The sequence below is a fragment of the Gaetbulibacter sp. M240 genome (assembly GCF_043876815.1).
Lineage (GTDB): Bacteria > Bacteroidota > Bacteroidia > Flavobacteriales > Flavobacteriaceae > Gaetbulibacter_A.
Genome location: NZ_JBAWKA010000004.1, coordinates 381,942 through 397,404, shown reverse-complemented (window position 1 = coordinate 397,404; position 15,463 = coordinate 381,942). Strand labels below are relative to the sequence as shown.

General features: G+C 36.6%; 14 protein-coding genes. 3 read left to right on the top strand and 11 right to left on the bottom strand.

Annotated elements, in window-relative coordinates:
• Positions 1-84: 84 nt before the first annotated feature.
• Genes thrC through thrA form a run of 3 tightly spaced genes read right to left on the bottom strand, consistent with a single transcriptional unit; the run spans position 85 to position 4,750 of the window.
• Positions 85-1,377 carry a threonine synthase gene (gene thrC, locus V8G61_RS13010; protein WP_394876272.1) on the bottom strand — a complete coding sequence of 431 codons (1,293 nt, stop codon included), beginning with the start codon at positions 1,375-1,377 and terminating at the stop codon, positions 85-87.
• Complete coding sequence (locus tag V8G61_RS13005; protein ID WP_394876271.1) at positions 1,377-2,303, bottom strand: homoserine kinase; 927 nt, start codon at positions 2,301-2,303, stop codon at positions 1,377-1,379. Before V8G61_RS13005 ends, thrC begins: the two co-directional genes overlap by 1 nt.
• Positions 2,304-2,305: 2 nt before the next feature.
• A complete protein-coding gene (thrA, locus tag V8G61_RS13000) occupies positions 2,306-4,750 on the bottom strand; it encodes a bifunctional aspartate kinase/homoserine dehydrogenase I (RefSeq protein WP_394876270.1) in 2,445 nt (814 codons plus the stop codon).
• A 341-nt stretch (positions 4,751-5,091) separates the two neighbouring features.
• On the opposite strand from thrA, the gene V8G61_RS12995 reads away from it, so the two are divergent.
• Entirely contained in the window at positions 5,092-6,642 is a 1,551-nt protein-coding gene (locus tag V8G61_RS12995) for an NAD(P)H-hydrate dehydratase (RefSeq protein ID WP_394876268.1), read from the top strand.
• Between the two features lie 49 nt (positions 6,643-6,691).
• Here V8G61_RS12995 and V8G61_RS12990 read toward each other — a convergent pair whose 3' ends face one another.
• From V8G61_RS12990 to V8G61_RS12965, 6 genes are all read right to left on the bottom strand, one after another.
• Complete coding sequence (locus V8G61_RS12990) at positions 6,692-8,065, bottom strand: TlpA family protein disulfide reductase (RefSeq protein WP_394876267.1); 1,374 nt, start codon at positions 8,063-8,065, stop codon at positions 6,692-6,694.
• Between the two features lie 84 nt (positions 8,066-8,149).
• Entirely contained in the window at positions 8,150-9,007 is an 858-nt protein-coding gene (locus V8G61_RS12985) for a substrate-binding domain-containing protein (RefSeq protein WP_394876266.1), read from the bottom strand.
• A gap of 12 nt (positions 9,008-9,019) precedes the next feature.
• Complete coding sequence (locus V8G61_RS12980) at positions 9,020-9,883, bottom strand: nucleoside phosphorylase (RefSeq protein ID WP_394876264.1); 864 nt, start codon at positions 9,881-9,883, stop codon at positions 9,020-9,022.
• On the bottom strand, positions 9,883-10,815 hold the full coding sequence (locus V8G61_RS12975) for a DUF1835 domain-containing protein (protein WP_394876263.1): 933 nt from the start codon (positions 10,813-10,815) through the stop codon (positions 9,883-9,885). Before V8G61_RS12975 ends, V8G61_RS12980 begins: the two co-directional genes overlap by 1 nt.
• Before the next feature lie 4 nt (positions 10,816-10,819).
• Entirely contained in the window at positions 10,820-11,149 is a 330-nt protein-coding gene (locus V8G61_RS12970; RefSeq protein WP_394876261.1) for a translation initiation factor, read from the bottom strand.
• A 5-nt stretch (positions 11,150-11,154) separates the two neighbouring features.
• Positions 11,155-12,105: an isopenicillin N synthase family dioxygenase gene (locus tag V8G61_RS12965; protein WP_394876259.1), complete on the bottom strand. Its 951-nt coding sequence runs from the start codon at positions 12,103-12,105 to the stop codon at positions 11,155-11,157.
• A 135-nt stretch (positions 12,106-12,240) separates the two neighbouring features.
• On the opposite strand from V8G61_RS12965, the gene V8G61_RS12960 reads away from it, so the two are divergent.
• Positions 12,241-14,244 carry a thiamine pyrophosphate-dependent enzyme gene (locus V8G61_RS12960; protein WP_394876257.1) on the top strand — a complete coding sequence of 668 codons (2,004 nt, stop codon included), beginning with the start codon at positions 12,241-12,243 and terminating at the stop codon, positions 14,242-14,244.
• Between the two features lie 43 nt (positions 14,245-14,287).
• On the top strand, positions 14,288-14,668 hold the full coding sequence (locus V8G61_RS12955; protein WP_394876255.1) for a 3D domain-containing protein: 381 nt from the start codon (positions 14,288-14,290) through the stop codon (positions 14,666-14,668).
• A gap of 14 nt (positions 14,669-14,682) precedes the next feature.
• On the opposite strand, the gene V8G61_RS12950 is transcribed toward V8G61_RS12955, so the two are convergent.
• Both V8G61_RS12950 and V8G61_RS12945 read right to left on the bottom strand, forming a co-directional pair.
• Positions 14,683-15,237 carry an ExbD/TolR family protein gene (locus V8G61_RS12950; RefSeq protein WP_394876253.1) on the bottom strand — a complete coding sequence of 185 codons (555 nt, stop codon included), beginning with the start codon at positions 15,235-15,237 and terminating at the stop codon, positions 14,683-14,685.
• Between the two features lie 60 nt (positions 15,238-15,297).
• Positions 15,298-15,432, bottom strand: a complete 135-nt coding sequence (locus V8G61_RS12945) for a hypothetical protein (protein WP_394876251.1) — start codon at positions 15,430-15,432, stop codon at positions 15,298-15,300.
• Between the last annotated feature and the right edge of the window lie 31 nt (positions 15,433-15,463).

Sequence of the window (15,463 nt, the reverse complement as noted above, 5' to 3'; positions counted from 1 at the left end):
TATTTAATGTGTTACAAAGTTGCGCAAATGTATTGAAAATTTATAATACCGCTTTCGCGGAAATTGGAAAAGGTTTGTTAAAAATCAGGTCAACAAAAAAGTTTTTAAATCTTCATACGAGGCAATTGAAGTAGCTTTCTTTTTTTTGTCTATTACCGCTTTGATTTGTTCTGGAAGTTCCTGCTTATCCGATATAACATCTTCAACGACGTCCAAGAATTTTGTTGGATGTGCCGTTTCTAAAAACACAGTGTGTGCTTTTGGGTGTTTTTTTAAATAAGCTTTGCAGCCTAAATAACCCACAGCTCCATGCGGATCGGCGACGTAATTGTATTTCTGATATATTTCTAACATCGCAGATTTGGTTTCCTCATCAGTAAAGCTATAAGAGCTAAGATACTTTTTTAGGGCTTCAAAGTTATTTTTATAGATTTCCTGAATGCGTATAAAATTACTGGGCGCTCCAACGTCCATGGCATTACTGATGGTTTGGATGGCTGGTTTTGGTTCGTATAATTGTGACAATAAATATCTTGTAACGACATTATTCACATTGTTAGAAGCAACAAATTGTTCCACTGGCATTCCAAGTTGTTGGGCCATCATACCGGCACAAATATTACCAAAATTCCCGCTGGGCACAGAAAATACGAGGTTTTCATGTTTTTCATGTAACGCCTTGTAGGCAAACATAAAATAAAACATCTGCGGTAACCAACGTGCCACATTTATAGAGTTGGCAGAGGTTAAGGCCATCTTACTTGTTAAGTTTTCATCGAGAAAGGCTTGCTTTACCATGGTTTGACAATCATCAAAAGTGCCATCGACTTCCAAAGCTTTAATATTTTGACCTAAGGTGGTTAGCTGTTTTTCCTGAATATCACTCACTTTTCCGCTCGGGTAAAGGATCACTACATTAACACCTTTTACACCCAAAAATCCATTAGCAACGGCGCCACCAGTATCTCCGGAAGTGGCTACTAATACAGTAACTTCATTATTGTTATTTCTGTTGAAATACCCTAGACAACGTGCCATAAAACGCGCACCGACATCTTTAAAAGCCATTGTAGGCCCGTGAAATAATTCTAAAGTAGAAATCTGTTCATTTAAATCAACGACAGGAAAGTCAAAAGATAGTGTTTCTTGAATGATCCGTTTTAATTCTGCTTCAGGGATATCCGGACTAACAAATTGTCTAATGGCTTCATATGCAATGACTTCATGAGATAAATTTGCAATATCATTCCAAAAGGATTTTGGTAAAGGCGTAATGCTTTCAGGAAAATACAAGCCTTTGTCTGGCGCCAATCCCTTTATTACAGCTTCTCTAAACGTCGCATTAGGCGCTTCATGATGTAACGAATAATAGGTCATTAGTCTTTTAATATTTTAATTCCCTCTGTATTTATTTTACTTACAAATACATCAAAGGCAATGTCTGTTTTTGAAAATATATTTTTTATGGTTTCAGCAACTTTCTCAGCCATTTCAGGCCCTTCACTCAAGGTATAGATCGAGGGGCCCGAACCCGAAATCCCACAACCTAATGCCCCCGTTTCCAGAACGGCTTTTTTAACCACGTCAAAATGGGGAATCAATGCACTGCGATGCGGTTCTACAACCACATCTACAAGCGACTCTTTTATTAATTGATAATCATTAGTGTGCAGGGCATGAATAAGACTACCTACATTGGCCCATTGCGTAATGGCTTTATCCATGGAAATTTGTTTCGGTAAAATAGCACGAGCTTCAGCTGTTTTAATTTCTATCTGAGGATGAACCATAGTGGCAAATAAGTTCGGCGGCGTGGGTATTTCTAAAACCTTTACAGGAGAAATACTCTTTACCAAAGTAAAACCTCCAAATATGGCTGGAGCAAGATTATCGGCATGCTCACATTTACTGGCGATCGCTTCTCCTTTAATAGCAAAAGCCGTAAGCTGCGTTTTATTGAAGGGCCTACCCAACAACTCATTCATACCGAAAACACTTCCAACGGCACTAGCCGCAGAGCTTCCAATGCCACTTCCAGGTTTTATGTTTTTGAAGATCTCAATTTCAAAACCAAAATCGACATCAATGTTATCATACATTTCTAAAGCAGAAACCCCGGCAACATTTTCCCTGGAATCATATGGTAGGTCGTAGCCTTCGATCTTGGAAATAAAAATGCCTTTCTTTTCAACCTTCCTTATAATCATTTCATCACCGGCGTGATCTAAACAAAATCCTAGTACGTCATAACCACATGAAACGTTAGCTACTGTGGCAGGCGATATTATTTTTATGCTATCCATTTTTAATTGTTTCCGATTCTAATGATATCTGCAAATAATCCTGAAGCTGTTACATCGGCACCAGCTCCCGCACCTTTAATGATCATAGGTTGTTCTGGATAACGCGTGGTGTAAAACATCACAATATTATCTTTTCCTTCTAAATTATAAAACGGATGTCCTTGCGGAATTTCCTCTAATCCTACGCTGGCTTTGCCTTTATTAAATTTAGCAACATACTTTAACTGACTCCCTTTTGAAGCTGCTGAAGCGTATAGCTTTTGATAATGCGCCTCATCCTTGATCAGGGTTTGATAAAAATCTTCAACGGTGTCGCTTTGTAATCCGGATTCAGATAAAAAGGTTTTATTTTCAATGTCTTCCAAATTCATTTCAACGCCGGATTCCCGCGCTAAAATTAATATTTTTCGCGCAACATCAACGCCACTGAGGTCAATTCTAGGGTCAGGTTCGGTGTAACCTTCAGCTGCAGCCTGTTTCACCACATCATAGAATTTGGTATCCTTGTTAAAGTTATTAAATACAAAGTTCAAACTTCCTGAAAGCACCGCTTGTATCGATGTAACTTTATCGCCTGATGCAATTAAATTATTTAAAGTATCTATTACTGGTAAACCGGCACCTACATTGGTTTCAAATAAAAATGGCGCATTGTATTTCAAGGATAGTCGCTTTAATAAATTATAATGATCCAGATCGCTGGAACAGGCAATTTTATTACAAGCTACCACACCGATACTTTCGCGTAAATAATCTTCATAAAGACTTGCAACATCAGCATTAGCAGTAATATCAACAAAAATACTATTGCGGAGATTCATACTTTTTACAGTTTCAAAAAAAACATTTAAAGAAGCTTTTTCACCAGCAGCTAACACAGATTTCCAATCTTTTAAATCAATACCATCTTCATTAAAGGTCATGGTTCTGGAGTTTGACAAACCAGCAACACGAATATTGATTTTTAAGTTGTCCTTTAAATACTTTTTCTGTGCTTTAATTTGTTCTACCAGGCGTTCACCTACATTACCAACGCCTGTAATAAAGACATTAAGTTGTTTGGTTTTTATTTCAAAGAATTGCTCGTGTAAGGTGTTCAAGGCTTTTTTTACATCTTTTTCGGCAATTACTACCGAGATATTTTTCTCTGAGGCGCCCTGAGCGATCGCCCGAATATTCACATTATTTCTACCTAAGGCACTAAACATTTTACCGCTTAAACCCTGATGATTTTTCATATTATCACCTACAAGAGCTACAATAGAAAGATCTTTTTCCACTGTAAGCGGTTCAATTTTATGGCAGGTTATTTCATATTCAAAAGTTTGATCAATAGCTGTTTTAGCGCGATCAGCCTCATTGGTTTCAATCCCCAAACAAATAGAATGTTCTGATGACGCCTGAGTAATAAGGATCACATTGATTTTTTCCTGTGACAAGGTCTCGAATAAGCGTTTTGAGAATCCTGGAATACCGATCATGCCACTCCCTTGAAGGGTTAAAAGTGCAATATCGTTGATATTACTGATACCTTTTACCGGTTTAGACCCATTACTCGGACTATTTGAAATTATAGTACCGTCGGCTTCGGGTTCCATCGTATTTTTAATGTGAATTGGGATATTAAGATCCAAAACAGGTTGCACTGTTGGTGGATACAAAACCTTGGCACCAAAATGGGAGAGTTCCATAGCTTCCTGATAGGATATATTTTTTATCGGGTAAGCTTGTTTTACCAGTTTTGGATTCGTTGTATACATTCCGCTTACATCTGTCCAGATCTCTAAAGTATCTGCATGTAATGCCGCAGCAATGATAGCTGCTGTAAAATCAGAGCCACCGCGACCTAGTGTAGTATCCTCGCCATTTCTGGATTTGGCAATAAATCCGGGAAGGATAGTAATTGATTTATCAGATGATTTAAAATATTCTCTTATCAATTGGTTACTGATGCTATAATCAACTTCAGCTTTTGTAAAATTTGAATTTGTAATAATGAGTTCCTGTGTATTCTTCCGCGCAGCAGAAAGCCCTCTATTTATAAGGGTTTCAGCTATAATTAACGAAGATAGTTTTTCTCCGAAACCAACCAGTTTATCTGATGTTTTAGGAGATAACTCATTAATTAGAAAAATACCGTCCAAAAGACTTCTTAGATCCTTTAAAGTAATACTAATATGATCTATTAAGGATTTTGTTGGTGTTTCATTTAAAGCATTGATAATGTCGGTATGGATGGCTTCAACAGTTTTGAATGTTTCGATATAACCGGCATCTTTGTTTTGAGCTTGCTGTCCTGCAAAAAGTAATTTATCTGTAATGCCGCCGACAGCTGAAACGATACATATTACATCTTCATCCTTCGAATAAGTTTCGAGAATGGCTATAACCTTATTGATGTTTTTTGAAGACCCAACAGAGGTTCCTCCAAATTTTAAAACTTTCATGTTTTAATACGTTGTAAATTGAAAAAATAATTGATAAAGAGGTGATTTTTGAAATCACAGCAAAGACCTGAAGGAAATGTAATTAATAACCCCAAGGGGTTGTAATCGTGGTGGTTGTAACAAACAAAGAAGCAGTTTTCTCTGAGAAAAAAGAAAATGAAAATGCGTTATTAGCGTTTGATTGATACATTATTACTATTTATTACCCTTCAAAAGTATTACTTTTAACCTAATAAAAAAACTTGTTTAATTTTTTTGCGGGATTCTTATATAGTCTCAATTTTTATAAAAAAAATTCCGCTTTAAGCGCGAAGAATTGATAAATCAATAATCGGTGTTTCATGAAAATTTTCTCTAAAGAACAAATTTACGAAGCTGATCAACAAACCCTGAAAAACCAGGGAATTAGCTCGACAGAGCTCATGGACCGGGCGGGAAGCCAAATTTTTAATTGGATACATCTCCGCATGCAAGGTGCTCAGGTTCCCATTCATGTATTTTGTGGCATTGGGAATAACGGGGGCGACGGGCTGGTTTTAACACAGCATTTAATCTCCCACGGATATAACGTAACGACCTATATTGTAAACTACAGTCACAAGCGGTCCAAGGATTTTTTGGTTAATTATGATAAGGTGAAATCAATGACCAAGTCCTGGCCCATTGTACTGGAAGATAAATCATCCTTTCCTGAAATGAATCAAGACGACATCATAGTTGATGCTGTTTTTGGTATAGGACTTAACCGACCGGTAATTGGTTGGGTGAAAGGTCTGTTTATGCATTTTAGAAAATCAAAAGCCTTTACCTTATCTATTGATGTACCATCAGGGTTATTTTTAGAGCAGCCTGTAAAAGATGACGACGCCGTCGTTTGGGCTGGTTATACCTTGAGTTTTGCTTCGCCGAAATTGGTGTTCTTTTTACCGGCGACCGCTAAATTTACACAACAATGGGAAGTTTTGGATATCGGTTTAGATCAGGACTATTTGATGTCTGTAGAGACAGAAGCGGATCTAATAGGTAAACATGAAGTGTTGCCATTATATATCCCAAGAGAAAAATTTTCTCATAAAGGTACTTTCGGTCACTCCCTAATTATTGGAGGTAGTTATGGTAAAATAGGGGCCGTAATCTTATCGAGTAGGGCAGCTTTGTGTGCCGGTTCGGGATTAGTGTCTGCCTATGTTCCGAAATGCGGCTATATCCCCTTGCAGTCGGCCTTTCCTGAAGCTATGGTGCTTACTGATATAGACGATAATGAAATTACGGATATTTCTTTTGACATGGAACCTACTGTTATTGGCATAGGTATGGGATTAGGAACTTCTCCAAATACCATGGATGCCTTTGAAGCGTTTTTGCAAAACAATAAGACTCCACTTGTTATTGATGCTGATGCTTTGAATATTTTGGCTAAGAGGAAGGCTCTTTTAAAATTATTGCCGCTTCATTCTATTTTTACGCCACATCCTAAAGAATTGGAACGACTGATAGGGACGTGGTCTGATGATTTTGAAAAGTTGAAAAAAGTAAAGGCCTTTTCAAAGAAATATCGCGCTGTTATAGTTTTAAAAGGTGCTCATACTATAACCGTGTTTCAAGATAAATTGTATATCAATACTACAGGAAATCCGGGTCTTGCTACGGCAGGAAGTGGCGACGTATTAACCGGTATTATAACTGGTTTATTGGCTCAGGGTTACAGCGCACTTGCCGCTGCTATTTTTGGGGTTTATTTGCATGGGAAAGCTGCTGATATCGCTGTAGAAAATTTTGGTTACCAAAGTTTAACAGCCAGCCATGTTATTGATTATTTGGGAAAGGCATATTTGAGTTTGTTTGAACAACCGCAGTTGCCCCCGGAAGAAGAAAATGACCAGGACGATTAAAAACAAAAAAGCCCACATTTTTGTGAGCTTTGTGTTCCGTTAAGATATATTAAATATTCAATTCTTCAAACAAGTTGATAAGATCAGGATTAGAAGGTCTTGGCGCAGATGCATCAACAATATTTCCTTCTGGATCAATCAAAATAAACCTTGGAATACCTTGAATTTTATAATCCGTTACAAATTGAGATTTCCAGTCGTTATCGGCAAATAATTGAATGCCACCTAGCTCTTTATCTTCTACCATAGCTTTCCAGGCTTCATGATCTTGACGTCTATCGATGGATACACTTACAAAAGCAATGTTTTTGTCATGATATTGATTTTCAACCTCTTTTAAAAAGGGTATCTCACGTTTGCATGGTCCGCACCAGGTAGCCCAAACATCTACATAAACATATTTTCCTTTGAGGTCATCCAACGACATGGTTCCTCCTGCATAATTTTCGTAATCCACAAATTTCGGTGAAGGATTGCCGGGATTTAAAGCTTGAAGCTCTTTGTATTTATCACTGATAACCTTTTTATGGTCTTCATTTGTAGTGTGGGTCATGAAAGTATCATAAAAAGTATCTAGATCTTTGGCGTAATTAATATTAAAATTGGCAAAATCAAATAGCAATGTGTTCTTTATGGTATCACTTTGAATATCGCCTACCGTTTTCATAAATGCCAAATCATTTTGTAAGCTATCCTTTTTAGCTAAGGTTTTACTTTTAGTCATATAGTAAGATTTTACCATACTTTGATAATCGTTCGAATACAAATAATCATCTTCATTATTGTAATCAAGAGTTTCCGTTTCGTCTAAAAAATCTTCTGAAACTTCAAACTCAGGGTTACTTGAATAGTATTGATGCGCTTCTTCATAATTCATTAGCCTGTTTAAATAGGCATAATTAATGTTTCGGGATTCTTTAGCTTTGAAATTTTCGGCTAGATTTGCTGTGGCGTTCAACAAGGAATCCTGAGTTGTCTTTAGTGCCAGCATTTTTTCCTTAAACTCCTCTTCATTCAAAGAATAGGTATCCTTACTATTTCCAAATTTCTCCTTGGTAAGTGATTTTTTTTCTATCAGGTAATTATTGGCTTCAGCACCTTTTCCAGTGATACTAAGCGAGTTTTCAAAATCATTGTTGTCATAACTTATATTCAGATTGTATCCAGGTTCTAAATGAAGAAACACGGGATGTTGACTGTCATAAAGTACGTAAGAAGGGGATTTTACATAAAGCGTATCCGTAAAGGAACCGTCACTTGATAATTCTAAAGTTTCTGTAAAAGATCTATCATTAGTATTTATGGTAAGTTCGCTATCTCCAAGGTTTGCGACCTTCCCGGAAATAACAACATAATCTACATTAGCGTCTTGCTTGCAGGATATAACTAAAAGAATAGAAATAGCTATTAAAAGGTTTTTCATTGTTTTGGTTTTGTGATTTGAACAAATATATGTTTTTAGACTTATAAATATTTTAAGGCTTTGTTAATTTTTTTCTTACACTTTTTAAATTATTTTTTTAATAAGTGATTGGTATTCAATAGTATTTGGGATTATTTTTACCTGTAACAAGTGCCTTTGCACGTTTGATATTGTTTCTTCGTCCATGATACATTGAGACCATTCGGTAATTTCTAACCATGACCGTACATCTTCAATTTGAATATTATACATTTCTGAAATTCTAATTTCGATTTGCTCTGTGTCTTTAAAATCTCGAGTGTAAGTATTTATAATTTCAAGAAGACTTTTTAATATTTCCGGTTTATTTTCAATGATTTCATCCCGAGCAGCAATAACAAAACAAGGCCAGGGAGAAAGGCAGTTTCCTATACGACGCAAGGTTCCATTATCAACAAGAGGCTTTGTCATGAATTTTTCCCAAAGGAGATAGTCTACAGCTTTGTTTTTAAAACCGGTTAAAGCGCCTTCAATATCTTGAATGATATTGAATTTCAGATCTTTTTCAATATCCCATTGATTCTGCTCTGCATTAATGTAAGCCATTAAATGCGATCCGGATCCCGAACGGCTAATAGCGGCTGTAGTGCCTTTAAGATCATTTACTGTTCTGTAGGTCGAATCTTTATCGACATGAATACCCCAAACTAGAGGGGATTCAACATAAGTTTGAATAATTTTACTGGCATTACCATCAATAATATCTTTAATGATACCTTCAGTTAGGATTATGGCAACGTCAATGTCATCATTTCGAAGTGCATGACACATAGCTCCGGTTCCTCCCGGAAAATCACGCCATTGAAGGTCAATATTTTGTTTTTTAAAGGCTTTGTCCTTTTGAGCCAAGTGCCAGGGCAGATTAAAATGCTCAGGTACACCACCTATTTTTAGTTGAGTCATTTGTATTCGATTTTAAAACCTTTCCAAAGCATAGGTTATTAGATTTTCAATGGTCTGGCCCGGATCTGAACTAAAGGTTCCATTAGCTCGGTTGGCAATGATCGCATTTAGTGATAAGGCATGATGCCCTAAAAGTTTTGATAAGCCATAAATTGCAGATGTTTCCATTTCAAAGTTCGTGGCACGTATTCCTTTAAAATTAAATGATGCAATAGCATCGATTAAACCGGAATCGCGAAGTGGTAATCGTAATACACGTCCTTGAGCCCCATAAAATCCACCTGCTGTTACCGTAAGGCCAAGGTGTGTTTTTGAACTTTGAAATTTATTTTCTAAAAAGGCACTGTTCTTTACTATCAATGGTCTGGCTTTCTGGGGATCCCAATTCGTATGTTTCATAAAAGCGTCTTCAATATCCTGATGTTGAATAGTTTTTGTTTGATAGGCGTGGAGCATACCATTGATATCAAGGCCGAAAGCACTTAAAACAAAGGAATCTAAAGGGATATCTTCATGAAGCGCTCCTGAAGTTCCCACGCGTACTATATTTAAACTTGTGAGATCTTTTTTTGGCAATCGTGATTCAAGATCAATATTTACAAGGGCATCAAGCTCATTTATAACAATATCAATATTATCAGGGCCAATACCTGTGGAGATCACACTAATTTCTTTATTGTTGTAAGTTCCGGTGTGTGTTACAAACTCACGCTTTTCAGTTTTAAAACGTATAACGTCAAAATGCTTTGAAATTTTAGAAACACGATACTGATCCCCGACAAAAATAATGTTATGCGCAATATTTTCTGGTTTAAGATTGAGATGATATACACTTCCGTCAGGATTTAAAATGAGCTCTGAGGCTTGTACGGTCATTAGGATACTGTTTTAATTAGTTTGTTTTCTTGAGGATTAAACTGAAAATCCAGTTTAAACAATCCTCCAAAGGGTAAATTATTATTAATTTCTGCCGAAAAATTATGCTGTCCTAGTAAAGCTTCGTAGCCTTTTCTATTTAGGGTAATTTCGTCCTTAGTTTCATTGAAGAAAATACTAAGTTTTTCAACGATTCTGTTAATCTGTAGATCGCCATACCCATAATAACCCTGATAGTTCAAGGCATAACCCAATAAATGGTTTCTCGATTTAATGGGGTTATCCCTAACGATACTTAAAATATTACTCTCCATACGATTCAAACCTGTAAAGGTACTTGGAAACCTTTCCAAATGAGCTTTTAAACAATTACTGAGATATTTGAAGGTGGAATTGGTAACGATGTAAGGCTTGAGTAAGTTATGGTCTTTTCCACAATAGATGGCCCATATGGTTAACACCATATCAATATCCTTAGGTGTGAGCTTCAATTTTTTATCAAAATGACTAAAAAGTTGATTGTCTGTCAGTTCGGTTAAAGCTTTTAAGTTTTTGCTTCCACGGATTCTACCACTGGTTATAACGTATATGGGTGCTTTGAATTTTTTTTGTTGTAAAAGAACAATAACCCCAATTAAATTCATATGGCAGAATAAATCGTATTCAAACCACAGGTTAATTTCTGAATAAGCTTCAGGAGTTTCAAGTTTCTCGAAGGCTATTTTTATCTCATCGAGATTTAACTCAATATCATAATAAGAACTAAAAAAATTCTGCCTAAGCTCCAAGAATTCAGGCGTATCGATCTTTTCGATGGTTGGTCCTTCACACAACATTTCCTGCCAGGTAAGGATTTCTCCGGTGAATCGAAGATCCTTAAGTTGCGTTGTTAAAACACTACCATTGGTAATGTGAAGAGGTTTTTTCGACATTCTTTTATCCTCCAACGCGTTTAACGTTAAAGCCTTTATCTTTTAAAAGCGACATGATTTTGTCTCGGTAATCGCCTTGAATTATAATTTTTTCGTTTTTAAAACTTCCACCAACACCCAAGGTCGTTTTAATTTCTTTAGAAAGTATTTTAAAATCTTCCTGTGCACCGTTGTAACCTTCCAGTATGGTGATTGGTTTTCCTTTTCGTTTTTCGTATTTGCAAATAATAGGATCGTCCTGAATCCAGATATTGGGTACTAGTGCTTCCTTGTCCTCAGATTCAGGTTCAACGTGGTCTGGAAAAAGATTTTTCAGTTGATCTTTTAAATCCATAAATTTTATTTTTTGATCAACCCAAGCTCAATTAAACGCTCATTTAAAAATTCGCCAGCTGTAATATCTTCGTATAATTTTGGATTTTCATCGTCAATACAACTTTCCAGAACATTTAATTTCATGCTACTAATAGGGTGCATAAAAAACGGAATCGAATAGCGCGAGGTACCCCAAAGTTCTTTAGGTGGGTTCACAACACGGTGAATCGTAGATTTTAATTTATTATTGGTGTGTCGCGACAGCATATCGCCCACATTGATCATTAGTTCGTCAGGTTCTGCAATAGCGTCGATCCATTCACCCTTGTGGTTCTTAACTTGTAATCCACGTCCTTGAGCACCCATTAAAAGCGTTATTAAATTGATGTCGCCGTGCGCTGCTGCACGAACAGCATCTTTAGGTTCTTCTTTTATCGGAGGATAATGGATAGGTCTTAAAATAGAATTCCCATTATGGATATAATTATCAAAATAATTTTCTTCCAGATCTAAATGAATAGCCAAAGCACGAAGTACAAATTTTGCTGTTTTTTCAAGCATTTTATAGGCTTCTTTACCCACTTCGTTAAAGTCCGGTAATTCTTGGACCATTACATTCTCAGGATATTCTTTTTTTAATTCAGGATTATCTTCCACATACTGTCCGAAATGCCAGAACTCTTTTAAATCACCTTGTTTTTTACCTTTTGCACTTTCTTTTCCAAAAGACACGTAGCCACGCTGGCCACCTATACCTGGAATTTCATATTTCTGTTTCGTTTCAAGTGGTAAATCAAAAAAATTCTTAACCTCTTTATACAAGCGATCAACCAAAGCGTCATCTAAAAAATGGCCTTTTAAAGCTACAAAACCTATTTCTTCATAGGCTTTACCAATAGCATCAACAAAAGCTTGTTTTTTAGAACTGTCATTCGAAATAAAATCATTTAAATCTACGCTGGGAATACTGTTCATTATTTATTTTTTAAAATATCTGTAATTACAAATGTACAAAAACATTGGAAAGATTCGGCTACTACAAAGGGCTTTGATCAAAATAACAGATTCCACTTTTTATGGTATATTTGATCATAGGACAGAACGAAATTTATGAGTCAACAATCCCAAACCAACCCTATAGATTTTCAGACCGAAGGGCTTCAGCCTGAATTTCTAATTTCACTTTATTATAATCTGCTAAAGCCGAGAATGATAGAGGAGAAGATGCTTATTTTACTTCGTCAGGGAAAAATAAGTAAATGGTTTTCCGGCATTGGTCAGGAAGCCATAGCTGTGGGTGTGACATTAGCCCTCCAGAAAGAGGATTACATTTTACCGATGCATCGGAATTTAGGCGTTTTTACCTCACGTGAAATACCTCTATATCGCCTCTTTGCTCAATGGCAAGGCAAGGCTTCCGGGTTTACCAAGGGGAGAGACCGTTCGTTTCATTTTGGCACTCAGGAATTTTCTATAGTGGGTATGATCTCCCATTTAGGACCGCAATTAGGCGTAGCAGATGGTATCGCTTTAGCTTCTAAATTAAAGGGAAACCAACAGGTAACAGCCGTATTTACCGGTGAAGGAGGAACAAGTGAAGGTGATTTTCATGAGGCTTTAAATGTAGCTTCAGTGTGGGACTTACCTGTACTTTTTTGCGTTGAAAATAATGGCTATGGTTTGTCAACACCAACAAATGAACAATACCGCTGTGAAAATATTGCTGACAAAGGGCCCGGTTATGGTATGGAATCATGTATTGTGGATGGTAATAATATTCTCGAGGTTTACAATACCGTCAGTCGTTTGGCGGAAAGTATTCGGGACAACCCGCGTCCTGTTCTTGTTGAATTTAAAACATTTCGACGTCGTGGCCATGAGGAGGCCAGTGGCACAAAATATGTTCCGGACGATTTGATGGAAGCTTGGGCTTTAAAAGATCCGGTGGAGAATTTTGAGCAATTTTTAGAAGATAAAGGCATTATTGATGGGGCTAAAAAGTCTGGTATTAAATCCGAAATCTCTGAAGAAATTAACACAAATTTAGATAAGGCTTTCGCAGAAGACACGATTGTTTCAACTGATATTAATGAATTAAATGATGTATTTAAACCATATGATTATCAATGTATTAAAGAAAATAATAATTTAAAAGAAATACGATTTATTGATGCTATATCCGAAAGCTTGAAACAAAGCATGGAGCGTCATGATAATCTGGTACTTATGGGCCAGGATATTGCAGAATATGGCGGTGCTTTTAAAATTACCGAGCAATTTTTTGAATGGTTTGGAAAAGATCGCGTGCGAAATACTCCTATTTGTGAATCGGCTATAGTTGAAGTAGGGATGGGCCTAAGTATCGCCGGAATGAAAAGTGTTGTTGAAATGCAGTTTGGCGATTTTGTTAGCTCCGGCTTTAATCCTATTGTAAATTATCTGGCTAAATCCTATTATCGTTGGCAACAAGAAGCTGACGTGGTTATTAGAATGCCTTGTGGTGCCGGTGTTGGTGCTGGTCCATTTCATTCCCAGACCAATGAGGCCTGGTTTACCAAGACGCCGGGATTAAAGGTTGTATATCCAGCGTTTCCTTATGACGCCAAAGGCTTGCTGAATACGGCTATAAATGACCCTAACCCAGTGATGTTCTTTGAGCATAAAGCGCTGTACAGAAGTATTCGCCAAAACGTCCCAAAAGCTTATTACACCTTACCTTTTGGTGAAGCGTGTTTAGTAGAATCCGGAACAGATATTAGTATAATTACTTACGGAGCCGGAGTGCATTGGGCTTTAGAAGTTTTGGAAAAACACCCTGAGATATCAGCAGACCTTTTAGACCTTAGAACCTTACAACCTCTGGATACCGAAGCCATTTTTAAATCGGTAAAAAAGACCTCCAAAGCCCTTTTGCTTAGTGAGGATTCTTTATTTGGAAGTGTTATCAGTGATATTTCAGCCTTAATTATGGAGCAATGTTTTGAGTTTTTAGACGCTCCCGTTAAACGTGTGGGGAGTTTAGAAACACCAATTCCATTTGCTAAAGGTTTGGAAAATAATTATTTAGCGAAAAGCCGCTTCGAATCTGCCTTAATAGAAGTTTTAAAGTATTAAGATCATGTTTTCTGTTTTAAAATTTTTTCCAATTCTCTTTTTGATGGTATTTTTTAACTGTAAAGAATCATCAAAATCATTTGAGGATGATTATCGTTGGGAAAGTTTGGAGGTAACGGCGACGGCTTACAATGCCCTAGCCAATCAAACGGATAAAAATCCTCGAATCACCGCATTTGGGGATAGTTTGGATTCTAATGGTCGGTATATTGCTGTATCTCGCGATCTGTTAAAAATGGGATTAGGACATAATACTCCGGTGAAAATTGAAGGTCTTGAAGGCATTTATTGGGTGAAAGATAAAATGCATTATCGTTGGAAAAAACGCATCGATATCTTTATGGGTGTAGATCTGGACTCTGCTAGAAACTGGGGTAAAAAACGTGTTTGCATGACTTACGGAATTATTAAAGACACCCTATAAACCATATAAGATTTTCACAAGGTATTCGCTTCAGAAATGACAAAGGGATAGGCTTTTTTTACGATTTCCTGTTCTGCATTCGAAAGCTGGTCGATAGATTTATTTAAAATCTTAGAGCTGTATAGTGAGCGTAATTCATAAAAAGCCTTGGACATTTCATTTTGGACATGAATAAAGGTTTTGTAGTCTGTTTTTTTACCAAACTGTAAAGAAATAACTGCCTTTTGTGGATTTACCGAAAGATCTTTGTTCTTCGTTCCATAGCAATAGGAACAACTGTTGTCGCCATTATTATCAACAAATAATTTCACCTTCTCCTTTAACTCTTCTAGCTGAATAAGGTCTTTATTTACCATGATTTCATTATCGTTGTTTATATTAATTAAAAGTATATTTCGCTCTGCGACAATACCGCCACAATCTCCTGTAGGACAAACTGCAGGGAGCATTCGGTTAATACCTTGATCTGATGAAATCGTTGCAGTTACCAGAAAGAAGATAAGTAATAAAAAAGCGATGTCGGCCATGGAGCCTGCATTAACGGAGGGTACAAGTTTTGAATGTCTCATTAGATTTGTTTTAATGTTTTTTCTAAGAGTCACAAAAACAGTACCATACATCATTTTTAGTTAATGGGCATAGCGTTTTACACCTTTCCAGGTTGTTGCTTGGAAATAATTATTTGTTAAGATCCTACGTGTTAAAAACAGGTTCTCACCAAAGATAGTATCGCTACGTCTTAATATGGTTTTAAATGGTTTCATTATTTAAATTTTTAAATTGTGTTTGGTTTGA

Excerpts from the sequence above, each read along its gene's own strand:
- V8G61_RS13005 (WP_394876271.1), bottom strand. The coding sequence starts at position 2,303 with ATGGATAGCATAAAAATAATATCGCCTGCCACAGTAGCTAACGTTTCA.
- V8G61_RS12995 (WP_394876268.1), top strand. The coding sequence starts at position 5,092 with ATGAAAATTTTCTCTAAAGAACAAATTTACGAAGCTGATCAACAAACC.
- V8G61_RS12945 (WP_394876251.1), bottom strand. The coding sequence starts at position 15,432 with ATGAAACCATTTAAAACCATATTAAGACGTAGCGATACTATCTTTGGT.
- V8G61_RS12950 (WP_394876253.1), bottom strand. The coding sequence starts at position 15,237 with ATGAGACATTCAAAACTTGTACCCTCCGTTAATGCAGGCTCCATGGCC.
- thrA (WP_394876270.1), bottom strand. The coding sequence starts at position 4,750 with ATGAAAGTTTTAAAATTTGGAGGAACCTCTGTTGGGTCTTCAAAAAAC.
- V8G61_RS12955 (WP_394876255.1), top strand. The coding sequence starts at position 14,288 with ATGGTATTTTTTAACTGTAAAGAATCATCAAAATCATTTGAGGATGAT.
- V8G61_RS12980 (WP_394876264.1), bottom strand. The coding sequence starts at position 9,883 with ATGACCGTACAAGCCTCAGAGCTCATTTTAAATCCTGACGGAAGTGTA.
- thrC (WP_394876272.1), bottom strand. The coding sequence starts at position 1,377 with ATGACCTATTATTCGTTACATCATGAAGCGCCTAATGCGACGTTTAGA.
- V8G61_RS12960 (WP_394876257.1), top strand. The coding sequence starts at position 12,241 with ATGAGTCAACAATCCCAAACCAACCCTATAGATTTTCAGACCGAAGGG.
- V8G61_RS12970 (WP_394876261.1), bottom strand. The coding sequence starts at position 11,149 with ATGGATTTAAAAGATCAACTGAAAAATCTTTTTCCAGACCACGTTGAA.
- V8G61_RS12990 (WP_394876267.1), bottom strand. The coding sequence starts at position 8,065 with ATGAAAAACCTTTTAATAGCTATTTCTATTCTTTTAGTTATATCCTGC.
- V8G61_RS12985 (WP_394876266.1), bottom strand. The coding sequence starts at position 9,007 with ATGACTCAACTAAAAATAGGTGGTGTACCTGAGCATTTTAATCTGCCC.
- V8G61_RS12975 (WP_394876263.1), bottom strand. The coding sequence starts at position 10,815 with ATGTCGAAAAAACCTCTTCACATTACCAATGGTAGTGTTTTAACAACG.
- V8G61_RS12965 (WP_394876259.1), bottom strand. The coding sequence starts at position 12,105 with ATGAACAGTATTCCCAGCGTAGATTTAAATGATTTTATTTCGAATGAC.